General features: G+C 45.6%; 11 protein-coding genes. All 11 read right to left on the minus strand.

The genetic code is table 11. The annotated features are described in order from the left end of the window. Positions 1-112: 112 nt before the first annotated feature. The 11 genes from WA325_RS01700 to fenB all read right to left on the minus strand — a co-directional run bounded on the left by WA325_RS01700 (position 113) and on the right by fenB (position 14,454). Positions 113-1,642, minus strand: coding sequence for an acyl-CoA carboxylase subunit beta (locus tag WA325_RS01700; protein WP_336183113.1), 1,530 nt, complete (start codon positions 1,640-1,642; stop codon positions 113-115). A 19-nt stretch (positions 1,643-1,661) separates the two neighbouring features. Next, positions 1,662-2,444 carry an enoyl-CoA hydratase gene (locus WA325_RS01705; RefSeq protein ID WP_336183114.1) on the minus strand — a complete coding sequence of 261 codons (783 nt, stop codon included), beginning with the start codon at positions 2,442-2,444 and terminating at the stop codon, positions 1,662-1,664. Between the two features lie 16 nt (positions 2,445-2,460). Next, positions 2,461-3,363 (minus strand): hydroxymethylglutaryl-CoA lyase, encoded by a 903-nt coding sequence (ldeG, locus tag WA325_RS01710; protein ID WP_336183115.1) that lies wholly within the window; start codon positions 3,361-3,363, stop codon positions 2,461-2,463. 15 nt (positions 3,364-3,378) lie between these two features. Next, the gene (locus WA325_RS01715; RefSeq protein WP_024121611.1) at positions 3,379-3,600 is read right to left on the minus strand and encodes an acetyl-CoA carboxylase biotin carboxyl carrier protein subunit; all 222 of its coding nucleotides are present in this window, start codon (positions 3,598-3,600) and stop codon (positions 3,379-3,381) included. A 14-nt stretch (positions 3,601-3,614) separates the two neighbouring features. Continuing rightward, positions 3,615-4,949, minus strand: coding sequence for an acetyl-CoA carboxylase biotin carboxylase subunit (locus tag WA325_RS01720; RefSeq protein WP_336183116.1), 1,335 nt, complete (start codon positions 4,947-4,949; stop codon positions 3,615-3,617). A 13-nt stretch (positions 4,950-4,962) separates the two neighbouring features. Next, positions 4,963-6,612 carry an AMP-binding protein gene (locus WA325_RS01725; RefSeq protein WP_248336531.1) on the minus strand — a complete coding sequence of 550 codons (1,650 nt, stop codon included), beginning with the start codon at positions 6,610-6,612 and terminating at the stop codon, positions 4,963-4,965. 41 nt (positions 6,613-6,653) lie between these two features. Beyond that, on the minus strand, positions 6,654-7,796 hold the full coding sequence (locus WA325_RS01730) for an acyl-CoA dehydrogenase family protein (RefSeq protein WP_105954380.1): 1,143 nt from the start codon (positions 7,794-7,796) through the stop codon (positions 6,654-6,656). Between the two features lie 202 nt (positions 7,797-7,998). Next, complete coding sequence (locus WA325_RS21420; RefSeq protein ID WP_232351018.1) at positions 7,999-8,106, minus strand: TetR/AcrR family transcriptional regulator; 108 nt, start codon at positions 8,104-8,106, stop codon at positions 7,999-8,001. Between the two features lie 327 nt (positions 8,107-8,433). Then, on the minus strand, positions 8,434-9,969 hold the full coding sequence (locus tag WA325_RS01740) for a glycoside hydrolase family 10 protein (protein ID WP_105991939.1): 1,536 nt from the start codon (positions 9,967-9,969) through the stop codon (positions 8,434-8,436). 144 nt (positions 9,970-10,113) lie between these two features. Continuing rightward, the gene (locus tag WA325_RS01745; RefSeq protein ID WP_105954382.1) at positions 10,114-10,506 is read right to left on the minus strand and encodes a DUF1360 domain-containing protein; all 393 of its coding nucleotides are present in this window, start codon (positions 10,504-10,506) and stop codon (positions 10,114-10,116) included. Positions 10,507-10,629: 123 nt separating this feature from the next. Next, complete coding sequence (fenB, locus tag WA325_RS01750) at positions 10,630-14,454, minus strand: fengycin non-ribosomal peptide synthetase FenB (protein ID WP_336183117.1); 3,825 nt, start codon at positions 14,452-14,454, stop codon at positions 10,630-10,632. Positions 14,455-14,470: the final 16 nt, after the last annotated feature.

Genomic DNA, 14,470 nt, shown 5'->3' on the forward strand with positions numbered 1-14,470 from the left:
TTTATTTACTATTGTAAAAAACAGAGGGTTTTATGCACAGTTGATTAGTTAACATAATAAAATTATTATAAACAATAAAAAGAGCGCTTATTCACGCTCCTGGTACTTCCTTTTAAACTGGATAAACCGGATGTTTTCGATTGGTGAATGTCACTTCCTTTGTCATGTACGCCATAAGCCGTTTGTGCAATTCCTCGCGCAATGAATTGGCTGGGATTACCGCGTCAATGATCATCTCTGAAGCCAAGCGGTATATATTGATGTCCTCTTTGTACTCCTCGCGTTTGCTGCTGATAAATTGAGCCCTCTCTTCTTTCGGCAGCTCGGAGATTTTTTTGGCATAGACAGCGTTTACGGCTGCTTCAGGGCCCATTACGGCGATTTGTGCGGTTGGAAGCGCTATGCAGCAATCCGGTTCGAAAGCCGGTCCGGCCATAGCATATAATCCCGCTCCATAGGCTTTTCTCACAATTACAGAAAGCTTGGGGACGGTTGCTTCTGACATGGCTGAAATCATTTTGGCTCCATGGCGGATAATTCCGGCCTGTTCTACCTTTGTGCCGATCATAAAGCCGGGAATGTCCGCTAAGAACAGCAATGGAATATGAAAGGCGTCGCATAATGTGATAAATTTAGCGGCTTTGTCCGCTGAATCGTGGAATAAGACACCGCCTTTTACTTTTGGCTGATTCGCGATAATTCCGACAGGCTGTCCGTGAATCCTCGCAAGACCTGTAATGATTTCCGGTGCGAATAAAGCTTTGATTTCAAAAAAAGAGCCTTCATCTATTACACGATCGATCAGCTCAAACATATTAAAAGGTGCATTTTGGTTTTGCGGAATAACGTCGGAAAGCGGTATGTCAAAGGGCTTTGGCGGCCGTTTTTCTTGTACAGGCGCTTTTTCTTTATAATTTGCCGGAAAGTAAGATAAATATGAGCGTGACAAGTGAATGGCTTCTTGTTCAGTTTCAGCGAGAATATCTCCGCAGCCGGAAACTGAACAATGCATGCGGGCGCCTCCCATCTCTTCAAGTGACACCTTTTCACCGATCACCATTTCTGCCATCCGCGGCGAACCTAAATACATGGACGCGTTACCGTCTACCATGACGACAATATCGCAGAAGGCAGGAATATACGCACCCCCAGCTGCGGACGGGCCGAATAGAAGGCAGATCTGGGGAATGCGCCCTGACAATTTGACCTGATTGTAAAAAATTCTCCCTGCGCCTCTTCTGCCCGGAAATACATTGATCTGGTCGGTGATTCTGGCGCCTGCCGAATCGACTAAATAAATGAGCGGACAGTTTAATTTTTCTGCTGTTTCTTGTATTCTGATGATTTTTTCAACTGTTTTTGCTCCCCAGGAGCCTGCTTTCACTGTAGAATCATTTGCCATGGCGCAGACGGTTTGGCCGCCGATTTTACCGATGGCGGTTACGACTCCGTCGGCGGGAAGCCCGTCTGACATACATTCTGCAAAAAAAGCGTCCTCAAGCTCGATGTCATCGTCAAATAAAAGGGCAAGCCGCTCTCTAACAAAGAGCTTGCCTTTTTCTTGGTTGCTGCGATGATACTTCTCCGCTCCGCCTTTTTGTATCCTTTCCGCCCGTTCTGTTCGTTCTTTTTCATAATCCATAAGGCATTCCCTCCGATCTTTATTCTCCCGTGTATACGGCACGTCTTTTTTCTTGAAAGGCTTGAAGTCCCTCTGTCCTGTCCTTTGTCGGGATCGTGTGTTCATATGCTTTTTGTTCAATTGATAATCCCGTTCCAAGGTTTGTTTCCAATCCTTTATTGATCGCGAATTTAGCCTGGCGGACGGCAATTGGTCCGTTAGCTGAAATGGCTTCTGCCAGTTCCTCTGCTTTCGCCATAAGCTCACAAGAAGCCGTAACATGCTCTACAAGGTTTATCTCTTTGGCTTCATGTGCGGTTATGCGTCTGCCTGTATAAATGAGTTCTTTTGCTTTTCCTCTGCCGATCAGACGCGGAAGTCTTTGTGTCCCTCCTGCGCCTGGGATAATGGCTAAAGCCGTTTCCGGAAGGCCTAACGTAGTGTTCTCTGCTGCTATTCGGATGTCGCATGCCAATGCCAATTCAAGCCCCCCTCCTAAAGTACTTCCGTTTATGGCTGCTATCACCGGCTGCGGCAAGGCTTCGAGTAAAGCAGCGGTTCTGTGAATGAAGGATACACTTTTGAGAACCTGATCTTGTTTCATTTTTATTCTTTCTTTCAAGTCTGCTCCCGCACAGAACGCTTTTTCACCGGCTCCTGTCAGGATGACACAGCGGATTTTCGTGTTGAATTCGATTTCTTGGAGAATGGATTGCAGGTCTCTAAGCATTTCTGCCGAAAGGGCATTTGCCGCATGGGGCCTGTTAAGGGTGATAACAGCAATATGTTCTGTTTTTGCAGTGAAAAGAATAGATTCTCCCATTGGTATTTCCTTTCTTTTATAAAGATGATTTATACACCTGTAAATTTCGGCTCGGAAGATGTTTCCCAATTTTCTCCTCGATCCATTTGGCTGCTGGAAGTAACTTGGCGAGCTTTACGTTTGTTTCGATTCCCATTTGATCAAGCATGTACACGATATCTTCTGTCGCAGCATTTCCCGATGAACCTGGAGCATACGGACAGCCGCCAAGCCCGCCCGTTGAGCCGTCAAATGTGGTGATGCCCATTTGCAGAGCGGTGAGAATGTTGGCGAGTGCCGTTCCCCTTGTATCATGAAAGTGGAGTGCGAGCTGGCTTGCCGGAAATCGTTTTAAAAGCGCTTCAAGTACGATTTCAACCTGTACAGGATTTGCCGCGCCGATCGTATCTCCAAGCGATAGTTCAGAAATTCCGAATTCAAATAAAGATTCTGCCAGGCGAATCACTTGTTCGATCGGTACATGTTTTTCATACGGACAGCCGAAAACTGTGGAGAGATAGGCTCTTACTGTAAGATTTGCTTTTTTTGCGTCGTCTGTTACTTGTTTGAGAACTTGGAGAGTGTTCGCAGTGGATTTGTTGATGTTTTTTATGTTGTGTGTTTCGCTTGCGGACATAAAGACAGAAGCTTCGTCAATGCCCCCTTCCAGCGCATTCTCCAGTCCCTTTTGATTAGGGACAAGTGCTGCGTACGTGATGCCTTTTGCCCGGCTGATGCCTTTTGCCACATATAGAGCATCTCGAAGCGCGGGAATCCATTTTGGATGAACGAAGGATGTTATTTCGATATAGGAGAGTCCTGTCTGGGAAAGCTGGTTGATCCAAGCGATTTTGTCTTCTGTTGCAAGCCACACCGGTTCGTTTTGCAAGCCGTCCCGCGGGCCGACTTCTCTTAACATGACTTTTTTAGGATAGGACATGGTAAGCCTCCCCGATTATTGAGTTGGATCGTTCAGTTCGAGCAGCACATCACCTTCATTCACGAAATCACCTTCCTTTTTTTTCACTTCTTTGACTGTTCCGCTTCTCTCTGCAACAATCGGGATTTCCATTTTCATTGATTCTAAAATGGCGACTTCCTGGCCTTTTTCAACGTGGTCTCCGGCTTTGACATGCACCTTCCACAGGTTCCCTGCCATTTGAATGTGTATCGTCATGACAGCTGCCTCCTTTATAAGTTGTTTTTCAAAAAATCAGTTGTGACGTCTCCTTTTTTGAATGCTTCTAATGAAGCAGCCTGTAAGAGAAGCGGAATATTCGTTTTGATCCCTTCTATCCGATAGTCACGGAGCGCCTCCTTTAGCCTCTCAATCGCTTCCTCTCTGTTTTGGCCTTTGATGATCATTTTGGCGATCATCGGATCGTAAAAAGGCGTAACTGCGCTCCCTGTTGTTACTGCACATTCGTGTCGGACTCCATATTGTTCCGGGAGAGAAAAAGCGGTGATTGTTCCCGGTGACGGATAGAAGGTTTTCGGATCTTCCGCATATATTCTGACCTCTATGGCATGCCCGTTTCGTTTTATGTCCTGCTGAGCGAATCTGAGAGTCTGTCCCTCCGCAACCCTTAATTGCTGCTCAACTAAATCTAAACCTGTAATTTCTTCAGTCACGGGATGTTCTACCTGCAATCTCGTATTCATTTCCAGAAAATAAAAGTTTTTATTCTCATCGACTAAAAATTCGATCGTTCCCGCATTGGCATAGCCAATCGCTTTGGCTGCTTTCACTGCCGTTTCTCCTATCTTCATTCTCAGCTCATCATCAACAAATGGAGATGGGGCTTCTTCAATGACCTTTTGGTGGCGTCTCTGGACAGAACAATCACGTTCAAACAGATGCACGGCATGCCCGTGGTGATCGGCAAGAATTTGAATTTCGATGTGGCGGGCGTGTTCAATCACCTTTTCTATATACATGGACCCGTCTCCGAAAAAATCTGCTGCTCGCTTTTTGTTTCCTTCATACGCCTTTATCAATGCTTCTTCGTCAGGAACGAGCTGCATTCCGATGCCTCCTCCCCCTGCTGAAGCTTTCAGCATAACGGGGTAGCCGATTTCACTCGCGGCGAGGCAGGCTGCCTGAATATCTCCAAGGGATTCGGAAACACCCGGCACTACAGGAACACCTGCCTCCTCCATTGCCTTTCGTGCTTCAATTTTACTTCCCATTTTGGCAATCACAGCGGGTGAAGGACCGATAAATACAATGTTTTCTTCTTTGCAGCGTTGCGCGAAACGGCTGTTTTCTGACAATAATCCATATCCCGGATGGATGGCGTCGGCATTTGCCTTTTTCGCCGCCTCTATGATTCTCTCAATATTTAAATAGCTCTCACTGACTCTCGATTCTCCGATATAATAAGCCTCTGTTGCTGTCTTTGTATGGAGCGCATCTCTGTCTGCTTCAGAATATACCGCTGCCGTTTTGATCCCAAGGCGGCTGCACGTACGAATGATTCTCATTGCGATTTCTCCGCGATTGGCAATCAGCACTTTTGTAAACAAATGAAATCACCCCTCATTGACTTGATGGTAAGTGAAACAGCTGAATCGTTTTTTCACGAAGCTTGTATTTTTGAATTTTGCCTGAGGCCGTCATAGGATACTCGTCTGTAAAGATGAAATAACGCGGAATTTTGTGGCGGGCGATTTTCCCTTTGCAATAGGTTTTCAGCTCTTCGGGTGAAGCTGTTTTTCCCTCTTTCAGCTTAATCCAGGCAGCTGCCTCCTCCCCGTATTTTTCGTCAGGCACACCAACTACCTGTACATCTAAAATATTAGGATGACGGTATAAAAATTCTTCTATTTCTCTCGGATAAACGTTTTCACCGCCTCTGATGAGCATGTCTTTTAATCTCCCGGTGACGCGGCAGTATCCGTCTGCATCCATCACAGCGAGATCACCGGTAAAGAGCCATCCTTCTGGGTTGATTGCCTTTTGGGTAGCTTCTTCGTCTTTATAATAGCCCTTCATCACATGATAGCCGCGGGTACAAAGCTCTCCCTGTACGCCTCTTTGAACCTCATTAAACGTGCCGGGCTCCACAATTTTCACTTCGACCTCTGGCAAGGCTCGGCCGGTTGTTTCCACTCTTCTTTGGAAGGAATCATTAGCTCTTGTTTGTGTGATCACCGGCGAAGCTTCCGTTTGTCCGTAGGCGATTGTGATGTCTGTCATGCCCATTTTTTCAATGACAGCTTTCATCACCTCACTCGGACAGGATGATCCTGCCATGATGCCTGTTCGCAACGAGGACAGATCATAAGAATCAAAATCTTGAAGATGAAGCTCCGCGATAAACATCGTCGGAACACCGTGCAGTGCTGTGCATGTCTCGTTTTCAACCGTTTTAAGGACTGTAGCAGGTTCAAATTCTACAACAGGTACCATGGCTGCTCCGACGGTCACACATGCCAAAACGCCAAGCACGCAGCCGAAGCAATGGAAAAACGGAACCGGAATGCACATGCGGTCAGATGAGGTTAATTTCATACATTCAGCGATATTTGCGGCGTTGTTGATGACATTAAAATGAGTCAGCATCACTCCTTTAGGAAATCCTGTCGTTCCTGACGTGTATTGCATGTTAATGACATCATCTTTTTCAAGGCTGCTCATTCTTGCTTCCAGCTCGGCATCTGACACTGTTTGTGCCAACATCTCTGTATCGTCCCAATGATACATACCAGGTAAACGTTTTTCACCGATATAAATCAATGTTTTTAAACACGGATAGCGTTCTGATTGCAGCTGCCCGGGCTCTGCTTCCTTCAGCTCGGGAATTAAGCTGTTCAAGATCTCAGTATAGGAAGTGCCGCGATATGAATCCATGACGATAAGTGCATCCGCATCTGATTGTCTCAGCAAGTAATCAAGCTCTTGGGATTGGTAATTTGTATTTACGGTAACGAGCACGGCCCCGATTTTTGCGGTGGCGAATTGAGCAGCAAGCCATTCCGGTATATTCGAGGCCCATATGGCCACGTGGTCTCCCTTTCTAATTCCCATCCCTATGAGTCCTTTAGCGGTTTGGCGGCACAGCCTGTTGAATTGCGCGTACGTATAGCGGAGATTCCGTTCGGGATAGACAACCGCTTCTTGATCAGGATAGGCTGCTGCCGTTTGTTCCAGCAGCCTGCCGATTGTGCAATGGATGAGTTCGGACATGTGTCGGTCCTCCTTTCACGAGATCAGAAAGCGTTTACATTTTATTTTAGAAGCTGTCTGGCGATCACGATACGCTGAATTTCTGATGTGCCTTCTCCAATTTCCATCAATTTTGCATCCCGCAGCATCCGTTCAACCGCATATTCCCTCATGTAGCCGGAACCGCCGTGTATTTGAATCGCTTGGTTGCATGCCCTCGTTGCCATTTCAGAGGCAAACAGCTTGGCATAAGCCGCTTCTTTCGTAAACGGTCGCTTATGATCTTTCAGCCAGGCAGCTTTTAATACCATTTGGCGGGCAAGATCGATTTCCATCGCCATGTCGGCAAGTTTAAACTGAATGGCCTGAAAGGAAGAGATCGGCTGTCCGAACTGCTTACGTTCTTTCGCATAGGCTAAGGAGGCTTCAAGTGCCGCTTGGGCAATGCCGACTGCAAGAGCGGCAATTGAAATGCGTCCGCCATCCAGGGTATGAAGAAACTGTTTAAATCCTTTTGAAGGGTCGCCGAGCAGGTAACTTGCGGGGACACGGACATCCTCAAGCAAAATTTCCGCTGTATTTGATCCGCGCACGCCCATTTTATCGTACGGGCTCGTTATGGTAAGGCCGGGTGTGTCAGTCGGAACAATCAATGCGGAGATGATATTATTTCCGCTCTCATTTTTGCCTGTCACTGCCGTCACAATTATCGTACGTGCATAGCTGGCATTTGTGATCCAGCATTTTTCGCCGTTAATCACATATTCATCACCATCTATCACCGCTTTCGTTTGCGTGCCTCCTGCATCAGAGCCGGCATTTGGTTCTGTCAGGCCGAATGATCCGAGTGCTTTTCCGGAAGCCAGAGGAATCAAATGCGCCCGTTTTTGTTCTTCTGTCCCGAAGTAATATAGAGGGCTTGCACCGAGTGAAACTGCAGCTGCATAGCTTAATCCTGTACTGCCGCATGCTTTGCCGATTTCTTCAACAGCTAAGGCATAGGAAATCGTATCTCCGCCTGATCCCCCGTATTCCTCAGGAAAGGGGATGCCCATCAGTCCGAGATCACCCATTTTTTGAAACGTTTGTATCGGAAATTCACCCGTTTGATCTACATGTTCTGCGTGAGGAGCAATTTCTCTCTTTGCAAAATCCTTTACCATTTCACGAACCATTTGCTGTTCTTTTGTCAGCTCAAAATTCACTTGGTTTCCTCCTTCACATCTTTGTAACATCCTATTAAGTGAATTCAGGAATCATTCCCTGACAAAAGAAGTCTGAAAATTAAAACGTTAGCGTTAAAATTAACCGGTGATAATAAGCATTTTCCTTCGTTCGGGCTTTTGCTGATTTTAGCTTTTCGGTTGGCGGACGCTGATTGTTCTTTACGTTTGCCCATGAACTGTCTTACACATGACGAACCACCTCCAGCATCAGGTTCTCTTTTGTGCGAAAATGATAATAAACGGTTCCTTGCGTGACATTTGCTTGTTCGGCAACTGATTTTAACGTCATTGTAGTTCCTTGATACTTCTCATAAATCCCCCGCTTTTTTCTGATAATCTCGATCAAAATGGCTAATCATTTTATGTACTGTCTTTATGTTATGTTTAGGAATGATGCCGCAGTTTTTAAATACTTCGTCATGTTCATAGATTGAAAATATATTTTGCAAGTGTGCCTCTTCGATTTTTTTTAATACGAAATGCTCAGATTCCAATACAGGGAAATCATTAAAAATCATTTTCTCTTAGTAATTCAGCACCGGCAATACGTTTCTTGTCTCATTCATAAAAACGCAATTTGTTGAAAAAGACGGCTAGTAACAGCCGTCTCTGCGGGCTATTGATTTATTTTTCTTTTCGAGGCCTTGCTTTCGTTATGAAGCCGGTCTGCGGACGTGACATAATAGGTATATGTTTTATTTGGTTCTGCCGTGTCATCCAGGAAGGTTTGCTTGTCGTTTGTTTTTCTTGCTGTGGCCAGCAATGTTTGCTCCTGTTTTCCTTCAGCCCTGTATATCGCATAATAGGCTGTTTCCTTTGTTTTTCGATTTGATGAGTGGTCTTGTATGTGCAGGAGGTTTCCGTTATCGTCTGCGGTTACTTTGATCAGTTTCGGTTTTTTCGGTGCTTTGCTGTCGAGCCAAGGCATTTCGGGTACCAATGCAGGCTTGCTGTACAGGTCGGTGATGAGTCTGTCTTTGATGCCGAGCGGATTTTTATTGAGGTCTTTGAGGCTGAAATGCATGCTTCCTTTCACCAGCTCCAGCTGACGGTTGAGATTGATTTGTCTGGCGTATTCTTCAGGGTCGGACCAAGGCGGGTCAAAATTGTTATTGATTTTATAGGCTGCCTGCCCGATGTATAAATGAACGGGTCTGTTTTTGACCTCGTTGCTCCACCAATCAGCCAGCACGTCATAAGCGGCTGCGTTGAAGCCGATGCTCCAGTAAATTTGCGGGGCAATATAGTCGATGTCGCCTTGCTGGATCCAGTGTCTCGTATCTGCATAAAGGTCGTCATAATTTCTGACACCTGCTTTGGTATTCGATCCGGTTGGGTCGTCTTCTGCATTTCTCCATACACCGAATGGACTGATGCCGAATTTGACATATGGTTTTTCAGCTTTGATTGTTTGATTGATTTGGCTGACAAGCTGGTTTACATTATCTCTTCGCCAGTCATCAATATCGGGAAACGTGTCTTTCCCGTATTGTTCATACTGTACTGTATCAGGAAATTCCTGTCCGGCTATTTTATAAGGGTAAAAATAATCATCCATATGAACGGCATCAACGTCATAATGCTTTACGACTTCTTCAATACCTTCGATGATAAAATCCCTCGCTTCAGGAATGCCGGGATTATAATAAAGCTGCTTTCCGTAAGCCACGACCCAGTCCGGATGCTTTCTTGCCGGGTGATCATCAGACAATTTATTGAGATCTGTATGGTTCATCGTAATACGGTAAGGATTAACCCAAGCGTGAAATTCAAGATTTCGTTTATGGGCTTCTTCAATCATAAAAGCAAGCGGATCATAACCTGGGTCTTTTCCTTGAACACCAGTCAAATATTCAGACCAAGGCCCGTAAGCGGACGGATAAAAGGCATCGGCCGTCGGCTTAATTTGAACAATGACGGCATTCATTCCCATTGACTGAACGTCATCCAGCAGGCTGAGATACTCCTGTTTTTGCGCTTCAATCGATAAGCCTTTTTTTGACGGCCAATCAAGGTTTAGTACGGATGCAATCCATACGGCTCTCAGTTCCCTGTCCGTTTGTGCTTTGGCCAGATAAGGAACGGATATGATTAACGTTCCGATGAGCAAGCTGACAAGAATACGTACAATCGGCTTTTGACAACCCTTCATTCTGTTTCTTCTCCCCCATTACATCGCTTTCACTATTCGTTATTACGGTATTCCCGGGCTGTAAAAGGGTGCTTAATTGGATTGAAGAAACCGGATTTATAACCGGCTGAACGTAAAAAAGCCCCGAAGCCTCTTTACCCTGCTTTAGGACTTTTTATCATTTATGAGAATTTGGACACTTTTTAACACGTCTACGAGTTTTACGCCTACGCCGACAGCTGATTCAAGAATGGCCTGTGCGCCTGCGATCGATAATATGAAAATCACCGGAACAGCGATATCGGGTAAAAAAAGATAGCCAAGCCCGATCAGGATGGCACACCAAACGCCCGCGCACCAGTAGCAATTTAACATATAGCCAAAGTTTGAGGACGGCACGTTTTTTTCATTCACATGCCCGTTTGCATCAACGGTTCTTTTCTTTTTCATAAAAGGTTTTCGGATGAATTCAGTAATTTTGTCGAATACAATTAAGTGTGTCAGCCTGTAACTCGCCAGTATCAGCATAAAAAAAGTAAGCCAAGAAAGATGTTCCATGACAAGCCTCCAAGAAAAAGGATGATGTTATCATTCCCCGCTTTTTTGCATCCATTCTTATGCGCGACGCTCTTGCAAAAAGAAAACCGGACAGAGATACGCTTCTGTCCGGCAAGTATTTGTTTAATGCTTATTTGGCAGCACTTTTTGAACTGAATTGATCTTGTCTAAAATATAGAGGATAATATTTGCATTTTTTTCAGCAAATTCACCTTCCAGCATGTCTTTGTGTGCGCCGTACCCGGTGTATTCGGCATAGCCTTCCTCAGCGGCGTCTTGCCATTTCTGTAATACCATAGCCCCGCTCGTTTCGGTTTGAATGCCAGCTTCAATGAAATGAATGTTTGATTTGATGCGGCCTTCATTTATTAACTGAGCCCAATATTCCTGATAACACCTTTTTTTCTGCATCACTGTTTCTCTGACTGCTTCCGGCAGGTATGCGGCTGAGTCGTCGTTTTCGGTATCTGCTGTTATAGACTGATCCTTTTTGTAGGCGTCTACGATAATGAAGTCACTGACTTCTAATCCTTTCTGCTCCATAGCCTGTACGACCTCAAAAGCCAAGTTTCCGCCCGCGGAGTAGCCTAATAGAACGTACGGCCCTTCTGGCTGTATTTCGGTAATGCGGCTGACATATTGTTCGATGCGGCTGTCTTCCTCAATAAAATGAAAGCCATACACGGCTGCTTTGTGATTCAGCTGCAATGCCAGGTCTTTAAAATAAATCCCGAAGCCTGAAATCGGCGGGAAGCAGAACAGGTTTTTTCCGCCTTGCTGGTTCAGTTGGATCACATGCTGTTCGCCGGCCGCTGACAGCTGATTAGAATAAAGCTTTTCCGCAAGCTGGGCGATCGTCGGATTTTCGAATAAGACATCAATCGGTATATCAATATGCTGATGATGTTTAAGCATGTGTATCACTTGAAGCGCTTTTAGTGAATGTCCGCCAAGAGCGAAGAAATCATCATGTATTCCGATCGTTTTAACGCCGAGTACGCTTTTCCAAATTTGCGCCAATTCCTGTTCGACCCAGTTTCTGGGCGGTGTGAGGTCCTGACGATTTTCAGACTCGTTTTCTGGAACAGGGAGTGCGCTGCGATTGATTTTTCCGTTTCCGGTAAGCGGCATACGGTCAACCCGAACCCAGCGCTGCGGAATCATGTAGTCAGGAAGCACTCGTGCCAATGCAGCGCGAATTTCCTTTTCGTTTCTGCTTTCATCACTAACATAATGCGTGTATAGCTGCGCCTCTCCATCTGTTTCCAGCAATGTAACTGCCGCTTCACGGACCCCTTCGATTTCTAACAGCCGCGCTTCAATTTCAGCGGGCTCAATCCGTTTTCCGCGAATTTTAATCTGTCTGTCAATCCGGCTGATATATTCTAGGTTCCCATCAGGCAGCCACCGCGCCAAATCACCGGTACGGTATATTCTTTCTCCAGGTATGAAAGGATCAGGAGAAAAAACGGCAGCTGTTACATCATCTCTGTTTAAATAGCCTTTTGCCACCCCGTCACCGCCGACACATAGCTCTCCGGGAACGCCTATTGGCAAGAGACATCCTTTTGCATCTAAAATGAAAGCGGTACAATTGCTGATCGGTTTCCCGATCGGGATAGGAGTGGCATAGTCTCTTTTAATCTCAAAAAAGGTTGAGAACGTCGTGTTTTCTGTCGGTCCATAGATATTATAAAGCGAAAGGTTCGGACACGCGCGCCTGACAGCATTTATAAGCTCAGGCGACAGCGCTTCGCCCCCGACATATAGCGTATGAAGCCTGTGAAACATGTCAGCTTGAGCTTGTGCCAGCTGATTAAAAAGAGCGGTTGTCAAAAACAGCACAGTAATGTTGTTTTCAATTAAATACGCGCCAAAACGATCTGGTGTCAGCATTGTTGATTTATCAATGATATGCAGAGTTGCTCCTTTTAAAAGCGCTCCAAACATTTCAAAGGTGACGGCGTCAAAGCTGATGGACCCTGTCAGGATAAACCGGTCATTTACAGAAGCTGATGTGTAATTGCTGTTGCAAACAAGGGACACGACATTGCGATTGGTAATCATGACGCCTTTAGGCCGGCCTGTCGAACCGGAAGTATACATGATGTACGCGAGATCATCCGGGCCAGTGACGATTTCCAAAGGTTTCGTATGTTCTTCAATCATCGCCTCTGCATCTGCAGAAATGAAGGTTCCAGCAAACGCTGTGTTTGGCTCCAGTCCTTTTTGAACAATCAGCATAGCGGCTTTTGTTTCGTCGAGCATATAGCTGATCCGTTCAGGCGGAAGCTCCGCGTCAAGAGGAAGGTATGTCCCCCCTGCTTTTAAAACAGCCAGTACACTAATGATGAATTCAGGAGAATGACCAGCCAAAATACCGGCTGTTCCGTTCCGGCGCAGCCCGTTTTCATACAATGTTCTGGCCAGTGCATCCGATTTTTGATCGAGTTCACGATACGAAATGGACCTATTTCCGTAAACCAGAGCTGTTTGATCCGGTGTTTTTACTGCCTGTTCGCGGAATATATCTATCACTGTTTTGTTTTTCGGATACGCCGTCGAAGTGTCGTTACATTGTGTTAAAATCTGCTCTTTTTCTTTCGGATCAAGAAAGGAAAAGTCTGCAACGGGAATGTCAGGGTGATCTGCAGCGGCTTGTAACGCTTGTGTCAGCTGTCTTTGGATGCAGGTCATCCAGGCAGCATCATACACGTGCGCATTATAGCTGAACTTGATGACGAGTTCATCACCGGGAGCAACGACAAGGTTGAAATTGTATCCTGACTGTTCAGACACTTTTACATTGTCTATTTGCAGAGGTGAATCAATCTGATCAGCTGAGTCAGCCATTTTTTGCTGTAACGGATAATTTTCAAAGACAATAATGTGGTCAATCAGTTCCTGTTTTAAGGCGGTGTTTGCCTGAATATCGAATAAAGGATGGCAGGTAAACGGCTCAGCGTCCAGCATATCTTGTTGACAGCGGCTGAGCAGTTCTGCAAACGTTTCTTCTTTGCCTGTTTTAACACGAACCGGAACTGTATTGATAAACAATCCGATCATTGACTCAACACCCGGGATTTCAGATGGTCTGCCTGAAACGACCGCGCCAAAAACGACATCGTCCGTTCGGTTGTAGCGCTGGAGCATGACACCCCAGACCGTTTGAATAAAGGTGGCAAGCGTGACGCCTGTTTGTTTGGCGGTCTCTTTTAGCTTGTCCGTCAGCTTTTGATGTAGAGTGAAAATTAATTCTTCACGGTAATACCCTTCTTTTGCTTCTCTGTCCGTCACCCGAGGCAGCTGTGAGGGGGTGCTGTAGTTTTTCAGATAAGCACGCCAGTAGTCTGCTGCCGTTTCTTTGTCTTGTTTTGTCAGCCAAGAAATATAGGTGCTGTAGGGGCGAACAGGCTCCAAAGCAAGGTGATTTCCTGTATGGATAGATTGATAGATTTGCATAAATTCCTGCAGAATGATTCCGAGACACCAGCCGTCCATTAAGATGTGATGGTGGCTCCAGACACAGACATGCTCATTTTCCGCTGTTTTGAGCAGAGAAATCCGCATCAGCATGTCTTTTTGCAAATCAAACCCTTTTTTCTTATCTTTCTCCTTAAACTGTTCAATATAATCATTACGCTCATTCGTTTGCAGGCTGGAAATATCCTCAGTGTACAAATGGAATTTCCGTTCTGTCATCACGACCTGCCGAGGTCCCGACAGATTGGGGACGTGCGGCAGAAATACAGTTCTGAAAATATCATGGCGGTCGATGATGGCTTGAATACTGCGCTGAAACATCTCATAGCTAAGGCTTCCTTTTATCGTAAAGAGCGACTGCTCAACATAAGCTCCCTCCTCTTTATGGAGGAAGGAATGAAACAGCATTCCCTCCTGCATATGACTCAGAGGATAAATGTTCTTGATTTTTTTGGTTTTAACCATATCGCCTGCACCTTTC

It is taken from the genome of Bacillus sp. 205(2023) (assembly GCF_037027485.1).
GTDB lineage: Bacteria > Bacillota > Bacilli > Bacillales > Bacillaceae > Bacillus > Bacillus halotolerans.

What these genes read in the sequence shown, in the direction of transcription:
- fenB (WP_336183117.1), bottom strand. Translation starts at nt 14,454, where the DNA reads ATGGTTAAAACCAAAAAAATCAAGAACATTTATCCTCTGAGTCATATG.
- ldeG (WP_336183115.1), bottom strand. Translation starts at nt 3,363, where the DNA reads ATGTCCTATCCTAAAAAAGTCATGTTAAGAGAAGTCGGCCCGCGGGAC.
- WA325_RS01700 (WP_336183113.1), bottom strand. Translation starts at nt 1,642, where the DNA reads ATGGATTATGAAAAAGAACGAACAGAACGGGCGGAAAGGATACAAAAA.
- WA325_RS21420 (WP_232351018.1), bottom strand. Translation starts at nt 8,106, where the DNA reads ATGACGTTAAAATCAGTTGCCGAACAAGCAAATGTCACGCAAGGAACC.
- WA325_RS01745 (WP_105954382.1), bottom strand. Translation starts at nt 10,506, where the DNA reads ATGGAACATCTTTCTTGGCTTACTTTTTTTATGCTGATACTGGCGAGT.
- WA325_RS01725 (WP_248336531.1), bottom strand. Translation starts at nt 6,612, where the DNA reads ATGTCCGAACTCATCCATTGCACAATCGGCAGGCTGCTGGAACAAACG.
- WA325_RS01715 (WP_024121611.1), bottom strand. Translation starts at nt 3,600, where the DNA reads ATGACGATACACATTCAAATGGCAGGGAACCTGTGGAAGGTGCATGTC.
- WA325_RS01705 (WP_336183114.1), bottom strand. Translation starts at nt 2,444, where the DNA reads ATGGGAGAATCTATTCTTTTCACTGCAAAAACAGAACATATTGCTGTT.
- WA325_RS01740 (WP_105991939.1), bottom strand. Translation starts at nt 9,969, where the DNA reads ATGAAGGGTTGTCAAAAGCCGATTGTACGTATTCTTGTCAGCTTGCTC.